This is a genomic window from Mesorhizobium sp. M0478 (assembly GCF_040321305.1).
In the GTDB taxonomy this organism is placed as follows: Bacteria; Pseudomonadota; Alphaproteobacteria; order Rhizobiales; family Rhizobiaceae; genus Mesorhizobium.
Map to the genome: position 1 here is coordinate 334,269 of NZ_JAMYRH010000001.1, position 14,093 is coordinate 348,361.

The 14,093-nt window shown below is 63.5% G+C and carries 12 protein-coding genes; 6 read left to right on the forward strand and 6 right to left on the reverse strand.

The features are described from left to right. Positions 1-114: 114 nt before the first annotated feature. The 4 genes from chrA to NKI64_RS01615 all read right to left on the reverse strand — a co-directional run bounded on the left by chrA (position 115) and on the right by NKI64_RS01615 (position 4,121). Positions 115-1,506, reverse strand: a complete 1,392-nt coding sequence (gene chrA / locus NKI64_RS01600) for a chromate efflux transporter (RefSeq protein WP_023683940.1) — start codon at positions 1,504-1,506, stop codon at positions 115-117. Continuing rightward, positions 1,503-2,321 carry a chromate resistance protein ChrB domain-containing protein gene (locus NKI64_RS01605; RefSeq protein WP_023683941.1) on the reverse strand — a complete coding sequence of 273 codons (819 nt, stop codon included), beginning with the start codon at positions 2,319-2,321 and terminating at the stop codon, positions 1,503-1,505. The genes chrA and NKI64_RS01605 overlap by 4 nt, the downstream gene beginning before the upstream one ends. Before the next feature lie 140 nt (positions 2,322-2,461). Beyond that, entirely contained in the window at positions 2,462-3,250 is a 789-nt protein-coding gene (locus NKI64_RS01610; protein WP_023683942.1) for a 3-hydroxybutyrate dehydrogenase, read from the reverse strand. 334 nt (positions 3,251-3,584) lie between these two features. Continuing rightward, positions 3,585-4,121 carry a TetR/AcrR family transcriptional regulator gene (locus tag NKI64_RS01615; protein WP_023683943.1) on the reverse strand — a complete coding sequence of 179 codons (537 nt, stop codon included), beginning with the start codon at positions 4,119-4,121 and terminating at the stop codon, positions 3,585-3,587. 149 nt (positions 4,122-4,270) lie between these two features. On the opposite strand from NKI64_RS01615, the gene NKI64_RS01620 reads away from it, so the two are divergent. Both NKI64_RS01620 and NKI64_RS01625 read left to right on the forward strand, forming a co-directional pair. Next, a complete protein-coding gene (locus NKI64_RS01620) occupies positions 4,271-5,575 on the forward strand; it encodes an efflux RND transporter periplasmic adaptor subunit (RefSeq protein ID WP_023683944.1) in 1,305 nt (434 codons plus the stop codon). Further along, positions 5,572-8,655, forward strand: coding sequence for an efflux RND transporter permease subunit (locus NKI64_RS01625; protein ID WP_352666284.1), 3,084 nt, complete (start codon positions 5,572-5,574; stop codon positions 8,653-8,655). The genes NKI64_RS01620 and NKI64_RS01625 overlap by 4 nt, the downstream gene beginning before the upstream one ends. Positions 8,656-8,820: 165 nt before the next feature. Here NKI64_RS01625 and NKI64_RS01630 read toward each other — a convergent pair whose 3' ends face one another. Then, on the reverse strand, positions 8,821-9,282 hold the full coding sequence (locus NKI64_RS01630) for a L,D-transpeptidase (protein WP_023711689.1): 462 nt from the start codon (positions 9,280-9,282) through the stop codon (positions 8,821-8,823). A 333-nt stretch (positions 9,283-9,615) separates the two neighbouring features. Between NKI64_RS01630 and NKI64_RS01635 the strand changes: the two genes are divergently transcribed. Continuing rightward, positions 9,616-9,948 (forward strand): hypothetical protein, encoded by a 333-nt coding sequence (locus NKI64_RS01635; RefSeq protein WP_023713277.1) that lies wholly within the window; start codon positions 9,616-9,618, stop codon positions 9,946-9,948. Between the two features lie 33 nt (positions 9,949-9,981). After that, positions 9,982-10,152: a hypothetical protein gene (locus tag NKI64_RS01640; protein WP_023670062.1), complete on the forward strand. Its 171-nt coding sequence runs from the start codon at positions 9,982-9,984 to the stop codon at positions 10,150-10,152. 71 nt (positions 10,153-10,223) lie between these two features. On the opposite strand, the gene NKI64_RS01645 is transcribed toward NKI64_RS01640, so the two are convergent. Further along, positions 10,224-10,928: a response regulator transcription factor gene (locus NKI64_RS01645; protein WP_023670063.1), complete on the reverse strand. Its 705-nt coding sequence runs from the start codon at positions 10,926-10,928 to the stop codon at positions 10,224-10,226. A gap of 46 nt (positions 10,929-10,974) precedes the next feature. On the opposite strand from NKI64_RS01645, the gene NKI64_RS01650 reads away from it, so the two are divergent. Continuing rightward, a complete protein-coding gene (locus NKI64_RS01650; RefSeq protein ID WP_198018604.1) occupies positions 10,975-11,751 on the forward strand; it encodes a response regulator in 777 nt (258 codons plus the stop codon). A gap of 222 nt (positions 11,752-11,973) precedes the next feature. Then, positions 11,974-14,058, forward strand: coding sequence for an ATP-binding protein (locus NKI64_RS01655; RefSeq protein ID WP_352666287.1), 2,085 nt, complete (start codon positions 11,974-11,976; stop codon positions 14,056-14,058). The last annotated feature ends 35 nt before the right edge of the window (positions 14,059-14,093 follow it).

Here is a 14,093-nt window from a genome sequence, read left to right on the forward strand (position 1 = left end):
TAAAGCGTATCTCCGGGGCCAGCGCTGATCCTACCAGCGCCCGCGACCGTTGTGCGCCGGCCCGGCATACCTCAAAAATCCGGCTGTGATAATGGCTGGTCGCGCCTTCGGACGCTACGCAGGCAAGGCCAGCAGCGCCAGTCCGGCCAGCGCCGAGCCGGCCAATGTCGGCAGCATGCCGATCCTCAGTTTCAGCATGGCGACCATGGCGGCCGCCGCCAGCAGCGCGGCGCGCCAATCCAGCGACGACAGCACCGGTAGCTCCATCCCAAGACCAAAACGGTGCACCGCGCCGAAGACGACATGCAGTGCGAACCACAGCGCAAGGTTCATCACCACGCCGACCACAGCCGCCGTGATCGCACTCAGCGCCGCCGACAGCGCCTTGTTGCCGCGCAGCGCCTCGATGTAGGGGGCACCCAGAAAGATCCAGAAGAAGCACGGCACGAACGTCACCCAGAGCGTCAGCAATGCGCCGAGCGATCCGGCCACAAGCGGTCCCATCGCACCGGCGTGACGATAGGCGGCGACGAAGCCGACGAACTGCAGCACCAGGATCAATGGTCCCGGCGTCGTCTCGGCCAGACCAAGCCCATCGACCATTTCACCCGGCGCCAGCCAGCCGAACGAGGTCACCGCTGCCTGCGCGACATAGGAGAGCGCAGCGTAGGCGCCGCCGAATGTGACCACCGCCATCAGGCTGAAGAAGCCGCCAAGCTGTGCCCAAACACTGGCAGGGCCGGTCAGCGCCAGGATCAGTACGACCGGCCCGAGCCAGATCGGCAGCCAGATCGCGATGGTGCGCGGCGCGTGCCATTTCGTCGGCTTGGTGTGAGCGAGGTCGCCGCGTTCGAACATGACGTCGACGGCGCCCCTGACATCGGGCAAATTGTCCTTGCCGCGTGCGGCTCCGGAAAAACGCGCCGGTGCCAAGCGGTTGCCGATCCAGCCGGTCAGCCCTGCAACCAGGATGATCAGCGGAAACGGCAGCCTGATGACATAGATGGCAAGGAACGCGGCCACCGCGATCGCCATCATCACCCGGTTCTTGAGCGCCCGTTTGCCGATGCGGAGGACCGCCTCGACGACGACGGCCAGCACCGCCGCCTTGATGCCGAAAAACAGCGCCTCGATGACGGGCGCATCATTGTAAAGCACGTAGAAGATGCTGAGGCCCAGCATGACAAACGCACCGGGCAGCACGAACAGGATGCCGGCAACGAGGCCGCCGGCGGTCCGGTGCAGCAGCCAGCCGATATAGATGGCGAGCTGCTGTGCCTCGGGGCCTGGCAGAAGCATGCAGTAGTTGAGCGCATGCAGGAACCGCTGCTCGCCGATCCAGCGGCGATCCTCGACCAATTCCTTGTGCATCAGCGCGATCTGTCCGGCCGGCCCGCCGAAGGAGAGCAGGCCGATCCTTGCCCACAGTTTCGCGGCTTGGCGGAAGGTCGGGACGATCGGAGCCTCGGTAGCCTGTGCATCGTCGTCCGCGGCGAGGGCGCTCATGGCGCTTTGCCCGCGCTGGGCCAATTGTGGGTTTCGTCAGTGGCATCGCGGCACCATCTGAAGAACGCATCGTAGAGCAGCATGCCGGCATCAAGCTGTTCGAGATCGTCGCGGAACATGCGCGACAGCCCGAGCGATGCAGCGAGGAACCCGGCCGCCTGCGGTACGAGATCGAGGCGCGCCGTATCGGCTGCACGCACGATCAGCGCAAGGCGATCGAGCGCTTCGGACCGCAACCCGAACTCTTCGATCATCGTGTCGAAGGTGCAGCGCTCGCCGCGATGGCTCCAGAACACGTCGTCGATGTCGAAGGCAACCGCCCCAAACCGATCGGCGGCCGCCAGCACTTCAGACGGCTCGACAAACAGGAACACCGCCGAGGGATCGACGAAGCGGCGGATCAGCCAAGGACAGGCGATGCGGTCGACCTTGGGGCGGGCACGCGTCACCCAGACCGTGCGGCCCTTGTCGTCGCGGGGCGGTATCTTGTCGGCCTTGACCAGAAGTCCCTTGGCCGCCTGCCACGCCTCGAAGCCGCCTTCAAGGGATTCGGCAGCAATGCCCTCATGGCGCAGCCACGCGGCAACGCCTTGCGAGAGCTTCAGCCCCTTCTGGCAGATGACGACAGCATGAGCCCCCGTGAACTCGGCCGCCCAGCTCGAAACAGACTTGAAGTCGCGCCGGCACGAGGCCGGAAGCAGCCGCGGATCGACGTCGTAGTCTTCGTCGATGCGGACATCGACAAGAACAGGCGCGTCGGACAGACCGACAAGGCGGGAAAGCTGCGCTACGGTGATTGCGGTTGTTGACGGCATGGCGTCCACCTCCAGAGTGAGAGTTTGGACGCGATCATTGGGCTGACGCCTCACGGGGTCGTCGCGAAGGAACCCCTTGCCACAATGCTGGATTGATCTTTCGTCTTTGTCAAGGAAAGAGCGGCGCCGGGGGAGCGCGCCTACTGCGCCGTCCAGCCGCCATCCATCGGCAAAGTCGTGCCGGTAATCTGCCTGGCCGAGTCCGAGCACAGAAACAGCGTCAGCGCGGCGAGCTCCTCGACGGTGACGAATTGCTTCGTCGGCTGTGCCGCCAGGAGCACGTCGCGCTTGACCTGTTCCTCGGTCATGCCGCGCGCCTTCATCGTGTCGGGGATCTGCTTTTCGACCAGTGACGTCCAGACATAGCCGGGCGCGATGGCGTTTACGGTGATGCCGTCCTGCGCGACTTCCAGCGCTACCGTCTTGGTCAGACCCGCTATGCCGTGCTTGGCCGAGACGTAAGCCGACTTGAACGGCGAGGCGACCAGTGCATGCGCCGACGCGGTGTTGATGATGCGGCCCCATTTGCGCGCCTTCATGCCGGGCACCACGGCCTTGATCGCGTAAAAGGCGGCAAGCAGATTGATGCGGATGATGGCTTCCCACTTGTCGTCGGGAAACTCCTCGATTGGCGCGACATGCTGTATCCCGGCATTGTTGACCAGAATGTCGAGGCTGCCCAAGGCCTGCTCGGCTTCGCGCACCATGGCGGTCACCGCTGCGCCGTCCATCATGTTGGCGCCGGAGTAGCGGCACTGGACGCCAAAATCCTTCTCGATGCCGGCGCGCTCCTGTTCGATCGCCGCGGCTTCGCCAAGGCCGTTGATCGTGACGTTGGCGCCCTCGGCGGCAAGGGCGCGGGCAATGGCCAGGCCAATGCCGCTGGTCGATCCGGTGACGAGCGCATTCTTCGAAGAAAGGGAACCCATGGAGATCTCGCGACTGTTAGGAGGACTACAAAGGCACATAGTTTGTGCGCCGCAACATGACAATGCCATAACCATATGTCGGCGCCATCACAGCCCTAAAACGCGCTTTGCCGGCCTCGCCGAGCGCCGTCTCAAGGCTGACACGGCAGTGTTATGGTGCGGCGCAACATAGTCGGCCGCGCATTCGCACAGTCATTCCTGAAGCATCGATCCAACGAATCAGGGGGGCTGTAGCTTGAAATCGCCGATGTCGTGATGCGTGCCTATGCCATGACGCTCACCAACCGTCCTTTCCGCCCGGCCCGTATCGCTTCTTCGACCGCGACGCCCTAAGCTATCCCGCAATCTCCAGTAGGGCCGATACCAGCAAGTGGCGTTCGTCGGCGGACAGCACGTCGGAATCGAAGAGGTTCATGCTGCGCAGCCCTTCGATGGCCAGAAAGCAGACCAGCAGCGTCTTGAGGTCCGGCGTCTCGCTCTTCAGCCGCTGCAGCAGCTGCGACTTGAAGGCTTTTATCGGCGTCAGGAAATCCGGATCCTCGGCGATCGCCGAGAATATCCACGAAGCCGTCGGCTTCGGCTCCTCGCAATCATCCGCCGAGAGCCGGATATAGGTGGCGAGCAGGCTCTCGCCGCTGGCGCCGGCGACACGGCCCGATTCCAGCGCCAGCTCGAACGCGCGCAGGTAATTCTCCACCAGGCCCTGCATCAGTTTGGCCTTGGTCGGAAAGTTATATAACAGGCCGCCTTTCGACACGCCGGCGCGGCTGGCGACGGCGTCAAGCGACAGGCTGCCGGGACCGGCCTCGCGTGCGACATCGGCGGCGGCGGCGAGTATCTTGTCGCGCGAATTTGCCCTTTGGGTCTTCATCGATCCCTTCCCCCGCACCAGCCTAGGCGGAATTGACAAGACCGTCCAGACGGTACAGTAAGTCCGCCGTCATTTGTAATCGGGACCTGGCGTCGATAAGTGTCCCGCTATTCGGCTATTTTGCCGGACATCGGCCGAGGGGACAGTTCGTGAAGCGCTTCATCTCTATCACCGCAATTCTGCTTCTGCTCGCTCTGGTGTGCGTCGGCGTTGTCGGCTTCAACCTGTTCCGCGACAACGCTATCAAACAGTATTTCGCCACCATGAAGCCGCCGGCGACGACCGTATCGACGGTTGTCGTCAAGCCTTCCGACTGGACGCCGGGGGTCGAGGCGATCGGCACGGTACGCGCCGTGCGCGGTGTCGACCTTACCGTCGAGACCAGCGGCATCGTCAAGGACATCCTTTTCCATGCCAACCAGAAGGTGCCGGTCGATTCGGTCCTGCTGCAGCTCGACGATGCCGTCGAACGCGCGGATCTGGTCGCGGCCAAGGCGCAGTCCGTGTCCGACAAGACGGCGCTCGAACGCGCGCTGGAGCTGCAGCGGCGCGGCGTCGGAACGGATGCCACGCTCGACACCGCTCAAGCCGCTGCATCGGCCTCCGCCGCGCAGGTCAACAAGCTGCAGGCCGTGCTTGATCAGAAGCAGCTGACGGCGCCGTTCGCCGGCACCGTGGGCATCCCCAAGATCGACCTCGGCCAATATCTCTCGCCCGGCAACGCAGTGGTGACCTTGCAGGATCTGGACACCATGCGGGTCGATTTCTCGGTACCCGAACAGCAGCTGCCGCTGCTCAAGATAGGCCAGGCGGTGCGGCTCGGCCTCGGCGGCACCGGCGGCGGCGCCGACATGCCGTTTGCCGGCTCCATTCGCGGCATCGATCCCAAGATCGACGCTTCAAGCCGCCTGGTGTCCGTCCGCGGCGAGGTCGCCAACCCTGACGGCAAGCTGACGCCCGGCCAGTTCGTCCAGGTTCGCGTCGAGCTGCCGCAGGAGAAAAACATTCTGTCCTTGCCGCAGACGGCATTGACGTCGAGCCTCTATGGCGACTTCGTCTTCGTCGTCGTTCCGGCGAAGCCGGCGGAAGGCGCCCCAGCCGCGAAACCCGAGGAAAAGCCTGCTGCAGGGGCCGACGCGGCAAAGCCGGCGGCAGATGCAAAGCCGGCAGACGCGAAACCGGCTGCCGAAGACGCCGCGGCGAAGCCCGCGGACAAGCCGGCTGTCGACCCGGCGAAGCCCGCGGCAGAACCGGAAAAGCCGGCGCTCGTGCTGTCGCAGGTGTTCGTGAAGCCCGGCCGCCGCAACGACGGCATGGTCGAGATCGTCGAGGGCATCAAGGCTGGAGACGAGGTCGTCACCGCCGGCCAAAACCGTCTCTTCAACGGCATGTCCGTCGCTGTCGACAACACCATTGACCCCAGCAAGTCGGCGAACCAGCAGGCTCAGCAATGAACTTTTCCGACATCTTCATTCGCCGGCCGGTCCTCTCCACCGTCCTCGCCTGTATGATCCTGCTCCTGGGTTTCCAGGGCATCTTCAACCTGTCGATCCGGCAGTATCCCAAGGTTGACGAGACGGCGATCACCATCACCACCGCCTATCCCGGCGCCAGCGCCGACCTGATCCAGGGCTTCATCTCCGCCCCGATCGCGCGGGCCGTCGCCTCGACCGAGAACATCGACTACGTCACCTCGTCCAGCCGGCCGTCTTCGAGCACTGTGGTCGTCCAGATGAAGCTCGGCTCCAATCCGGATGTCGCGCTGACCGAGGTCCTGTCGAAAGTGCAGGGCGTACGCGGCACCTTGCCGGATGCATCTAAGGACCCGGTCATCGTCAAGGGCACCGGCCAAGAGTTCGCGATGATGTACATCTCGATGCAGAATCCGAACATGAGCAAGGAGCAACTCACCGAATATATCGAGCGCGTCGTGCGGCCCCGCATGTCGACGGTCGAAGGTGTCGCCGACGTGCAGATCTTCGGCGCCGAGGAATATTCGATGCGGGTCTGGATCGACCCGGTCAAGCTTGCTGCGCGTGGCGTCACCGCCGCCGAAGTGCTGGCGGCGATCAACAACTCCAACTTCCTGTCGGCGCCCGGCAACACCGAGAACGAATATGTCGTCTCCTCGATCACGGTTCGCTCGACGCTGCAGACGCCTGAGGCCTTTGCCGAGCTTCCGCTGCGCTCGACGGACGGCCAGGTGGTGCGCTTGCGCGACGTGGCGCGAGTCGAGCTTGCCGCCGAGAGCACCGACACGAGGGTGAGCTTCAATGGCAAGCCCGGCACCTTCCTCGCCATCTTCCCGACGCCGGCCGCCAACCCGCTGACAACGGCGGAGGCGATCCACAAGATCGTGCCTTTGATTCAAGAGACGCTGCCGAAAGGCATGACCATCGAAATCGTCTACGATTCCACCGAACAGATCAGCGCCTCGATCGATGAAGTGTTCAAGACCATCGCCGAAGCCGTCGCCATCGTCGTCGTGGTCATCCTGTTGTTCCTCGGCTCATTCCGCTCGGTGATGATGCCGATCGTGACCATCCCGCTGTCGCTGGTCGGCGTCTGCTTCCTTTTGTTTGCGGTCGGCTATTCGATCAACCTTCTGTCGCTGCTGGCCATGGTGCTGGCCATCGGCCTTGTCGTCGACGACGCTATCGTGGTGGTGGAGAACATCCATCGCCACATGGAGGAGGACCACATGTCGCCGATGCAGGCGGCCTTCAACGGCATGCGCGAGATTTTCTCCGCCATCGTGGCCATGACCATCACGCTCGCCGCCGTGTTCGCGCCGCTGGCCTTCACCGGCGGCCTGACCGGTGCGCTGTTCCGCGAGTTCGCGGTGACGCTCGCCGGTTCGGTGGTGCTGTCCGGCCTCATAGCCGTCACCATCACGCCGATGATGGCGGCGCGTCTGCTCAAGGCGGGATCGCACAGTCGCTTCCAGCGCGTCGTCGACGGAACCTTCAGCCGTGTCGAGCATGTCTATGAGCGGGCGGTAACCGCCTCCTTGAGAAATCGACCGGTGACGCTGCTGATGGTCGTGGCGCTGGTTGCGCTCACCGGCTTCATGTTCACCAAGACCTCGAGCGAACTGGCGCCGGAAGAGGACCAGGGCTTCCTGTTGTCGATCGTGACGGCACCGCGCTACGCGACCTCGGACTACACCGAGACCTACGTCAACCAGATCCTCGGCTTGGTGAAGGACATTCCCGAAACCAGGGCGCAATTCTCCGCCGTTGCCTTTGGCGGCGCCACCAACGGCGCCTTTGTCGGCTTCGCCTTTAGGGATTGGGCCGAGCGCCAGCGCAACTCAAAGGAGCTTCAAGCCGATATCCAGGGACGCCTCGGCAAGGTGGCCGGCGTCGAGGCCTTCGTCTTTGCGCCGCCGACGCTGCCGGGCTCCGGCGGCGGACTGCCGATCTCCATGGTGGTGCGCTCGACCGGTGGTTCCGCCGAGGTCTACGAGGCGGCCGAGCAGATTAAGAACAAGGCGCAGGCCTCCGGCCGCTTCATCGTCGTGCAAAACTCGATGTCCTTTGACGCTCCGCAGGTGACGGTGACCATCGACCGCGACCGCGCGGCGGCTCTCAACCTGCCGATCGCCGACATCGGCCAGACGCTGACGCTGCTGGTCGGCGGCGCCGAAGTGGCTCAGTTCGACCGCGACTCCAACAGCTACGACATCATCCCGCAGGTGCCGAAGGAATTCCGCGACAATCCCGAGAAGCTCGGCGAATATTTCGTGCGTAGCGTGACCGGCGAAATGGTGCCGCTTTCAGCGGTGGTGAAGATTTCGACCAACGCCGCGCCGGCCGCGATCGAGCAGTTCAACCAGCTGAACTCGGCGACGATATCAGCGCTGCCGCTTCCCGGCGTCACCACGGGCGACGGGCTGCAGACCCTGGAGAACCTTGCCAAGGAGAGCCTGCCCGATACCTTCTTCATCGATTATTCCGGCCAGTCCCGGCAGGAGAAGGAGCAGGGCAACACGATCCTTATCGCGTTCGCAGCCGCCGTAATCGTCATCTATCTGGTGCTGGCGGCGCAGTTCGAAAGCTTCCGCGACCCGCTGATCATCATGATGGCGGTGCCACTGTCGATCTTTGGCGCCATCGTGCCGCTCAATCTGGGGCTTGGAACGCTCAATATCTACACGCAGGTCGGCCTGATCACACTGATAGGTCTGATCACCAAGCACGGCATTCTTCTGGTCGAGTTCGCCAACCAGCAGCGCGAGTTGCATGGCATGAGGCGGCGCGATGCGATCGTCGCCTCGGCCAAGGTGCGCTTGCGGCCGATCCTGATGACGACAGCGGCGATGGCGCTCGGCGTCGTGCCGCTGATCGTGTCCAGTGGTGCTGGTGCGGCGGCGCGCTATTCGATGGGCCTCGTGATCTTCACCGGCATCCTGGTCGGAACCATGTTCACCCTGTTCGTGGTGCCGATGTTCTACACCTTCATCGCCAGCAAGGACCTGCCGCACCACGCCGAAAAGCCAGACCCGAAGCTGATGCCGGTGCACGCGGACTGAGCGCGAACGGCGTCAGCGAACAAACGAAAAGAGGCCGGAAATTTCCGGCCTCTTTTTTTGACTGGATTGATTTACCGCGAAGCCCCGATGGAGCTCCAAGGCGGGAACTTGCGGTGCGGCATGACCTGTCCGGCTGCGCTGCACCATCGCTCCAAACGCAGTCTGCTACTTGACGATGACGATGCTGGTGTTGGTCGGGCCGAAGGTTTCGACCAACTGGTAGAAGTCGGCGGCATTGTCGGGATGCAGCCGCACGCAGCCATGCGACGCCGGCCGTCCCAGCCGCTTGATGGCGTTGGTCGCATGCACGGCGTAGCCGCCGCTGAAGAAGACCGAATGCGGCATCGGCGCGTTGTCGTATTTCTTCGAATGCCACATCTCGTGCATGCGAGTCGGCTTGAACGAGCCGGTCGGCGTGACATGCGCACTGTCGCCGGTCGAGACCTTCCAGGCGAAAGTCGGCCGGCCATCGACCAGCACTTCCATGGTCTGCTGCGACAGCGAAACACGCGCGACGATCTGGTTTGCCGCGGCATGGGCGGTGCTGTTGGCGGCGCCAAGCAGAAGCGCGGCGCCGGCAGCGGCGGCGGTGACGCTGATGAGTTTGGCGGAAATGGCTTTGTACATGATGGCTCCCCTTTGCCGGCCCGGCCGGCGTCAATTCGATGGCCGTTTATCCCTGCGTCATGTTTCAAGCTGATTTCGGTTGACGCTCGTTTGTGTTTCGAATCTGTTTCCTCGGATTAACAAGCAAGGTGGACAACAAGGAGCGTGCTCCCGTCTTCGCTGCGCACTCCCGATCACCCACCGCGCCCACAAACGAAAGTGCTGATGTCCTTATATGAAAGAAGATTGGCTTCGCTCGAAACCGACTTGCAACAAAGCGCGGCCTGGGCGGCATGATCTGGTTACAGGCTCGCGGCACAGTCATCCCAACGAGAACAGCCGGCGCCAACGAAAATGAGCATCAAATCGACCACCCTGTCCTGGTACTTCAGGATAAGCATCGCCGCATTTGTCGTCGGCGGCATCGGCACAGTAGCCGGCACCCCGATGACGAAACTGGCGGTGATGAATTCGGGTGAGATTTCGACGCTGCATGCCGCGCTGTTCATAGCCTTGGTCTGGATTGTCTCCAGTCTGCGCATCAACCGTCTCAGGGCCCTCTGGCGGGTCGGCCTCGGGTTGAAGTGGATGCGCGGCCCCTCCGGCAACTTGCTGCCGAGAGGACCGAAGGCCCGCGTCGCAACGGGGGGCTCCGTGGGCGACGCGGGCACTTCGGGTTTATCCTGAAGCACCCGCGGTTCTGATTTTTGGGGACAACCGATGAAGACGAAATCTGCAGCCTCCGTGCTTTCGGTACTGCTCTATGCACAAGGCCTGCTCGGCTTTGCCGGTCTCGCCACGGTTCTTCTGAAGGACCGCGCGCATGCCGCCAGCGAAATCGTAGTCGCCAGCGAATTGCCGTCGGGACCATCGCTTCTGGTGGTGCGCTGACGCCTATGCATGGCGCCCGAGATTGCGCAGCTTTTTTGGGCGAGCCGAGGAACAATCCAGCCTCCCGACCCTCAGTCGGCGCGCTGCGTCGGCGGGTCGAACCGGTAGCCTGCGCCGCGTATAGTTGTGATGGTTTCGGTGTCAAGCTTGCGGCGCAGCCGCACGATGCGCGAATCGATCGAGCGGTCGAAGGCATCGGCATTTTCGGCGGGCGCCGCCGCAATGATGTCGTCGCGCGTCAGCACCTTGCGCGGGCTGGCCAGAAACAGCCTGAGCAGCGCCACCTGGCCCGGCGACAGCTGTTCTTCCGTACCCGAACGGTGCATGACGATGGCCGACCGCAAATCGACGGTGGCATTTTCCAGCACGATCAGTTCCTGGGCGGACCTGCCGCGCCGCGTCAGCAGGCCGCCGATGCGCGCGGCAAGCTCCCTGACATTGAGCGGACTTTCGACGACATCTGCGGCGCCAAGCTCGAGCGCCAGCACCTTGTCGACCAGATCGGCCGGCCGGCAGATCAGGATGAAATCCGGCCCCGCCTTCCCGTCCGCGCTCTGGCCGCCGCCATAACGCCTGAGCAGGTCCCGCCCCTCCGCCTGGCTGAGGCTGTCGCCGACGATGACGATATCGATGCCTCCGGCCGAAAGCAGGGATTCAGCTTCCCAGGGCTGCCGCGCCTCGCGCACGTCATGGCCGCGCCGGTCTAGATGATCGGCAAGATCGCCGGCCACCACATCGGCGACGGAAACCAGCGCGATGACGGATCGTGCAGCCATGTTTTTCTTCCCGTTCCCCCGCAACCGGATATGAGTGCTGGACATCATGTTTATACCCAATCTACTTTCCGCTGAAAGCGGGAGCGAGGCCATAGTGCGGGCACGGATTGTCATCGTCGAGGACGAGCCCGATCTCCGGGACGCGGTCGCCGAGTATCTCGGCGCCAACGGCTACGATGTGACCCAGGCCGGAAGCGCGGCCGAGGCGCGCGCCTTGCTGGAGACGGAATCGTTTCATTTGGCCATTCTCGACATCGCCATGCCGGGCGAGGACGGACTGTCGCTCGGCCGCTGGCTGCGCTCGAAAATACCGGTCGGCATCATCTATGCCACGGCCGCCGGCACCGCACTCGACCGCATTGTCGGGCTGGAGCTTGGCGCCGACGACTACATCGTCAAGCCCTACGAGTTGCGTGAGGTGCTGGCTCGTGTGCGCAGCGTGCTGCGCCGCGTGCCGCAGCCGAGCCCGCCCCAGGCGGCGAAGGCACAAGCCGATGGCGGCCGCCGCCTGACCTTCGGCCCGTTCCAGGCCGACCTCGACGGCAGGCTTGTCACCGGCGCCAACGGCGCCGTCATCGACATGGCCAAGAGCGAGTTCGATGTGCTGGAGGTTTTCCTGACCCGCGCCAACCGGCTGTTGACGCGATCGGCGATCTCCGAGGCGATTGGTTTTGTTGAGGATCCTGAATCGTCGCGCGCCGTCGACATTCGCATCATGCGGCTGCGCAAGAAGATCGAAACCGATCCGGCCAATCCGAAATTTTTGCGCACAGTGCGCGGCGAAGGCTATATCTTCTCGCTGCCGACCGGTGACGGGCACTAGAGCAATTACAGGAAAAGTGTACGCGGTTTCCGCCCGGAATTGTGTGAAAACAAAGAGATAGAGGCTTCTCCGTTTCCGTGAAACGGTGAAGCGCTTTAGCAATTCCAGGAACAGTGCGTAGCGATTTTCCGTTCGGGATTGCATTGAAACATGGAGCGTTTCACCTTTTTCGTGAAATGCTCCATAGCTGCCTAATTCGACGGCCCTTTACTGATGGCTGACATGACCGCTGAACCACGTATGGACCCGCAAGGCGCTCGCCAGAGCGCCGCGATGGCGGCTGTGCGCGTCGTCCGCCGGTTGCGCGATGCCGGCGACTGGCAGCGCGAGATGGAAACCATCCTCGAAACGCTCTGCAGCGCCATGAATTGCCAGCGCGGCATCCTGTTCAGGCTGCGCGAATTGCCCGGCCAGGGCTTCGCCCAATCGGTCGCCGCCTACTGGATCGATCCTCGCTTCGGCGGCGAACTGGCTTCGCCGACGGTGATCATGCAGTCGATCGTCGATACCGATCCGCTGCTGGAGCGGATTGGAGAGGACGAGCGGCAAGGCAAGATCTTCGCCGGCCATACGCGCGATCTCGACGGGTTCCTCAGGGCCGATTTCGAAAAGCAGCACATCAAGTCGTTCCTGTCGGTATCGGTGTTCGCGCACGGTCATCTGTGGGGCACGTTCGCGGTCAATGACTGCCTAAACGAGCGCGAATGGACCGAAGAGGAAGAGGCGACGATGCACATCATCGCGCTCGCCATCGGCGACGCCATCGAGCACTCGCCGTCCGACGCCCATGCCAGCGAAGTCATCCGCCGCACCATGCTGCAGGCGTCGCTCGACGCCATCATCGTCATCGACGAGACCGGCTCGATCATCGAATTCAATCCGGCCGCCGAAAAGATGTTCGGCTATCAGCGCAGCGACATCCTCGGCAAGGACCTGCTCGATACCGTGGTGCCGGAATATTACCGCAAGGGCTATGTCTCGGGCGCCGAATACATGTCTGGCCGCGGCGCGCCGATGGTTGGCCAGCGGCTTGAGACCGTGACACAGAATGCGGCCGGCGAGGTGTTTCCCATCGAATTGACGGCGACCGAGATGCGGGTGGCCGACCGTCAGCTCATCTTCGGTTCGATCCGCGACCTGCGCGATAAGCTGCGCGCCGAAGAAGAGATCAACCGCCAGCGCGAAAAACTGCACCAGAACGAGAAGATGGCGGCAATGGGTTCGTTGCTGGCCGGTGTTTCGCACGAGCTCAACAACCCGCTCGCCGTGGTCGTTGCTCAGTCGACGCTGCTGCATGAATTCGCCACCGACCCGCAGACCAAGGTTCGCGCCGAGAAAGTGCGCGCCGCTGCCGAGCGCTGCGGCCGCATCGTCAAAAGCTTCCTGTCGATGGTGCGCCTGCATCCGGCGGCGCAGGCCGAGACCGATCTCAACCAGGTGATCCGCGCCGCACTCGAAGTGACCGCCTATGGCGCACGCTCGAGCGGCATCATCATCGACACCGATTTCGCGCCCGGCCCGCTGCTGGCGATGGCCGATGCCGACCACGTCACGCAGGTGGCCGCCAATTTCCTGATCAACAGCCAACACGCTCTGGCCGGTATCGGCGGCGACCGCCTGATCAAGGTGCGGACATTCCGCAGCGATCGCGGCAACCCCGGGTTTTCGGTCGAGGACAACGGACCGGGCATTCCCGAGGCGATCCGCAGCCGCATCTTCGAATCCTATTTCACCACCAAGCCGGTCGGCGTCGGCACCGGCATCGGCCTGTCGATCTCGAAATCGATCGTCGAGCGCCACAACGGCAATATCTGGTTCGAGGAGGTGCCGCCGCGCGGCGCGCGCTTCGTCGTCCAGCTGCCGGTAATCACCGGCGGCGCGGCAGCAGCCGGCGACAGCCCGGCTCGTTCCAGCGGCTTGCGCCATGCGCTGATCATCGACGACGAACCCGACGTCGCCGGCTCCCTCTCCGACATCCTGGAACTGATGGGTATCAAGTCGCGGGTTGTGCCGGCCTGGACGTCGGCGGCGGCGACCTTGACCGGCCACATGCCGCCAGACATCGTCTTTTCCGACTTGCGCATGCCCGGCACCAGCGGCATTGCCATCTACCGCGAATTGCTCGCCGACAACCTGGCGCTCGCCAAACGCTTCGTGCTGGTCACCGGCGACCTGATCGGCGCCAAGGCCGAGATCGAAGCCTTGCCGGCGCCGCAGCGCCCGCAAATCCTGGAAAAGCCGTTCTCGACGCTGGACGTCCGCGGCGTACTCTCGGCAATAGCCGACCAGGTCGCCGCCGCCGGCTAAGTTTTCCGAAGCACCCACGTAGGGGTCTATCGAGA

Bases quoted from the DNA above. Each gene is read 5' to 3' on its own strand.
- chrA (WP_023683940.1), bottom strand. From the start codon at position 1,506: ATGAGCGCCCTCGCCGCGGACGACGATGCACAGGCTACCGAGGCTCCG.
- NKI64_RS01605 (WP_023683941.1), bottom strand. From the start codon at position 2,321: ATGCCGTCAACAACCGCAATCACCGTAGCGCAGCTTTCCCGCCTTGTC.
- NKI64_RS01610 (WP_023683942.1), bottom strand. From the start codon at position 3,250: ATGGGTTCCCTTTCTTCGAAGAATGCGCTCGTCACCGGATCGACCAGC.
- NKI64_RS01615 (WP_023683943.1), bottom strand. From the start codon at position 4,121: ATGAAGACCCAAAGGGCAAATTCGCGCGACAAGATACTCGCCGCCGCC.
- NKI64_RS01625 (WP_352666284.1), top strand. From the start codon at position 5,572: ATGAACTTTTCCGACATCTTCATTCGCCGGCCGGTCCTCTCCACCGTC.
- NKI64_RS01630 (WP_023711689.1), bottom strand. From the start codon at position 9,282: ATGTACAAAGCCATTTCCGCCAAACTCATCAGCGTCACCGCCGCCGCT.
- NKI64_RS01635 (WP_023713277.1), top strand. From the start codon at position 9,616: ATGAGCATCAAATCGACCACCCTGTCCTGGTACTTCAGGATAAGCATC.
- NKI64_RS01640 (WP_023670062.1), top strand. From the start codon at position 9,982: ATGAAGACGAAATCTGCAGCCTCCGTGCTTTCGGTACTGCTCTATGCA.
- NKI64_RS01645 (WP_023670063.1), bottom strand. From the start codon at position 10,928: ATGGCTGCACGATCCGTCATCGCGCTGGTTTCCGTCGCCGATGTGGTG.
- NKI64_RS01650 (WP_198018604.1), top strand. From the start codon at position 10,975: ATGTTTATACCCAATCTACTTTCCGCTGAAAGCGGGAGCGAGGCCATA.
- NKI64_RS01655 (WP_352666287.1), top strand. From the start codon at position 11,974: ATGACCGCTGAACCACGTATGGACCCGCAAGGCGCTCGCCAGAGCGCC.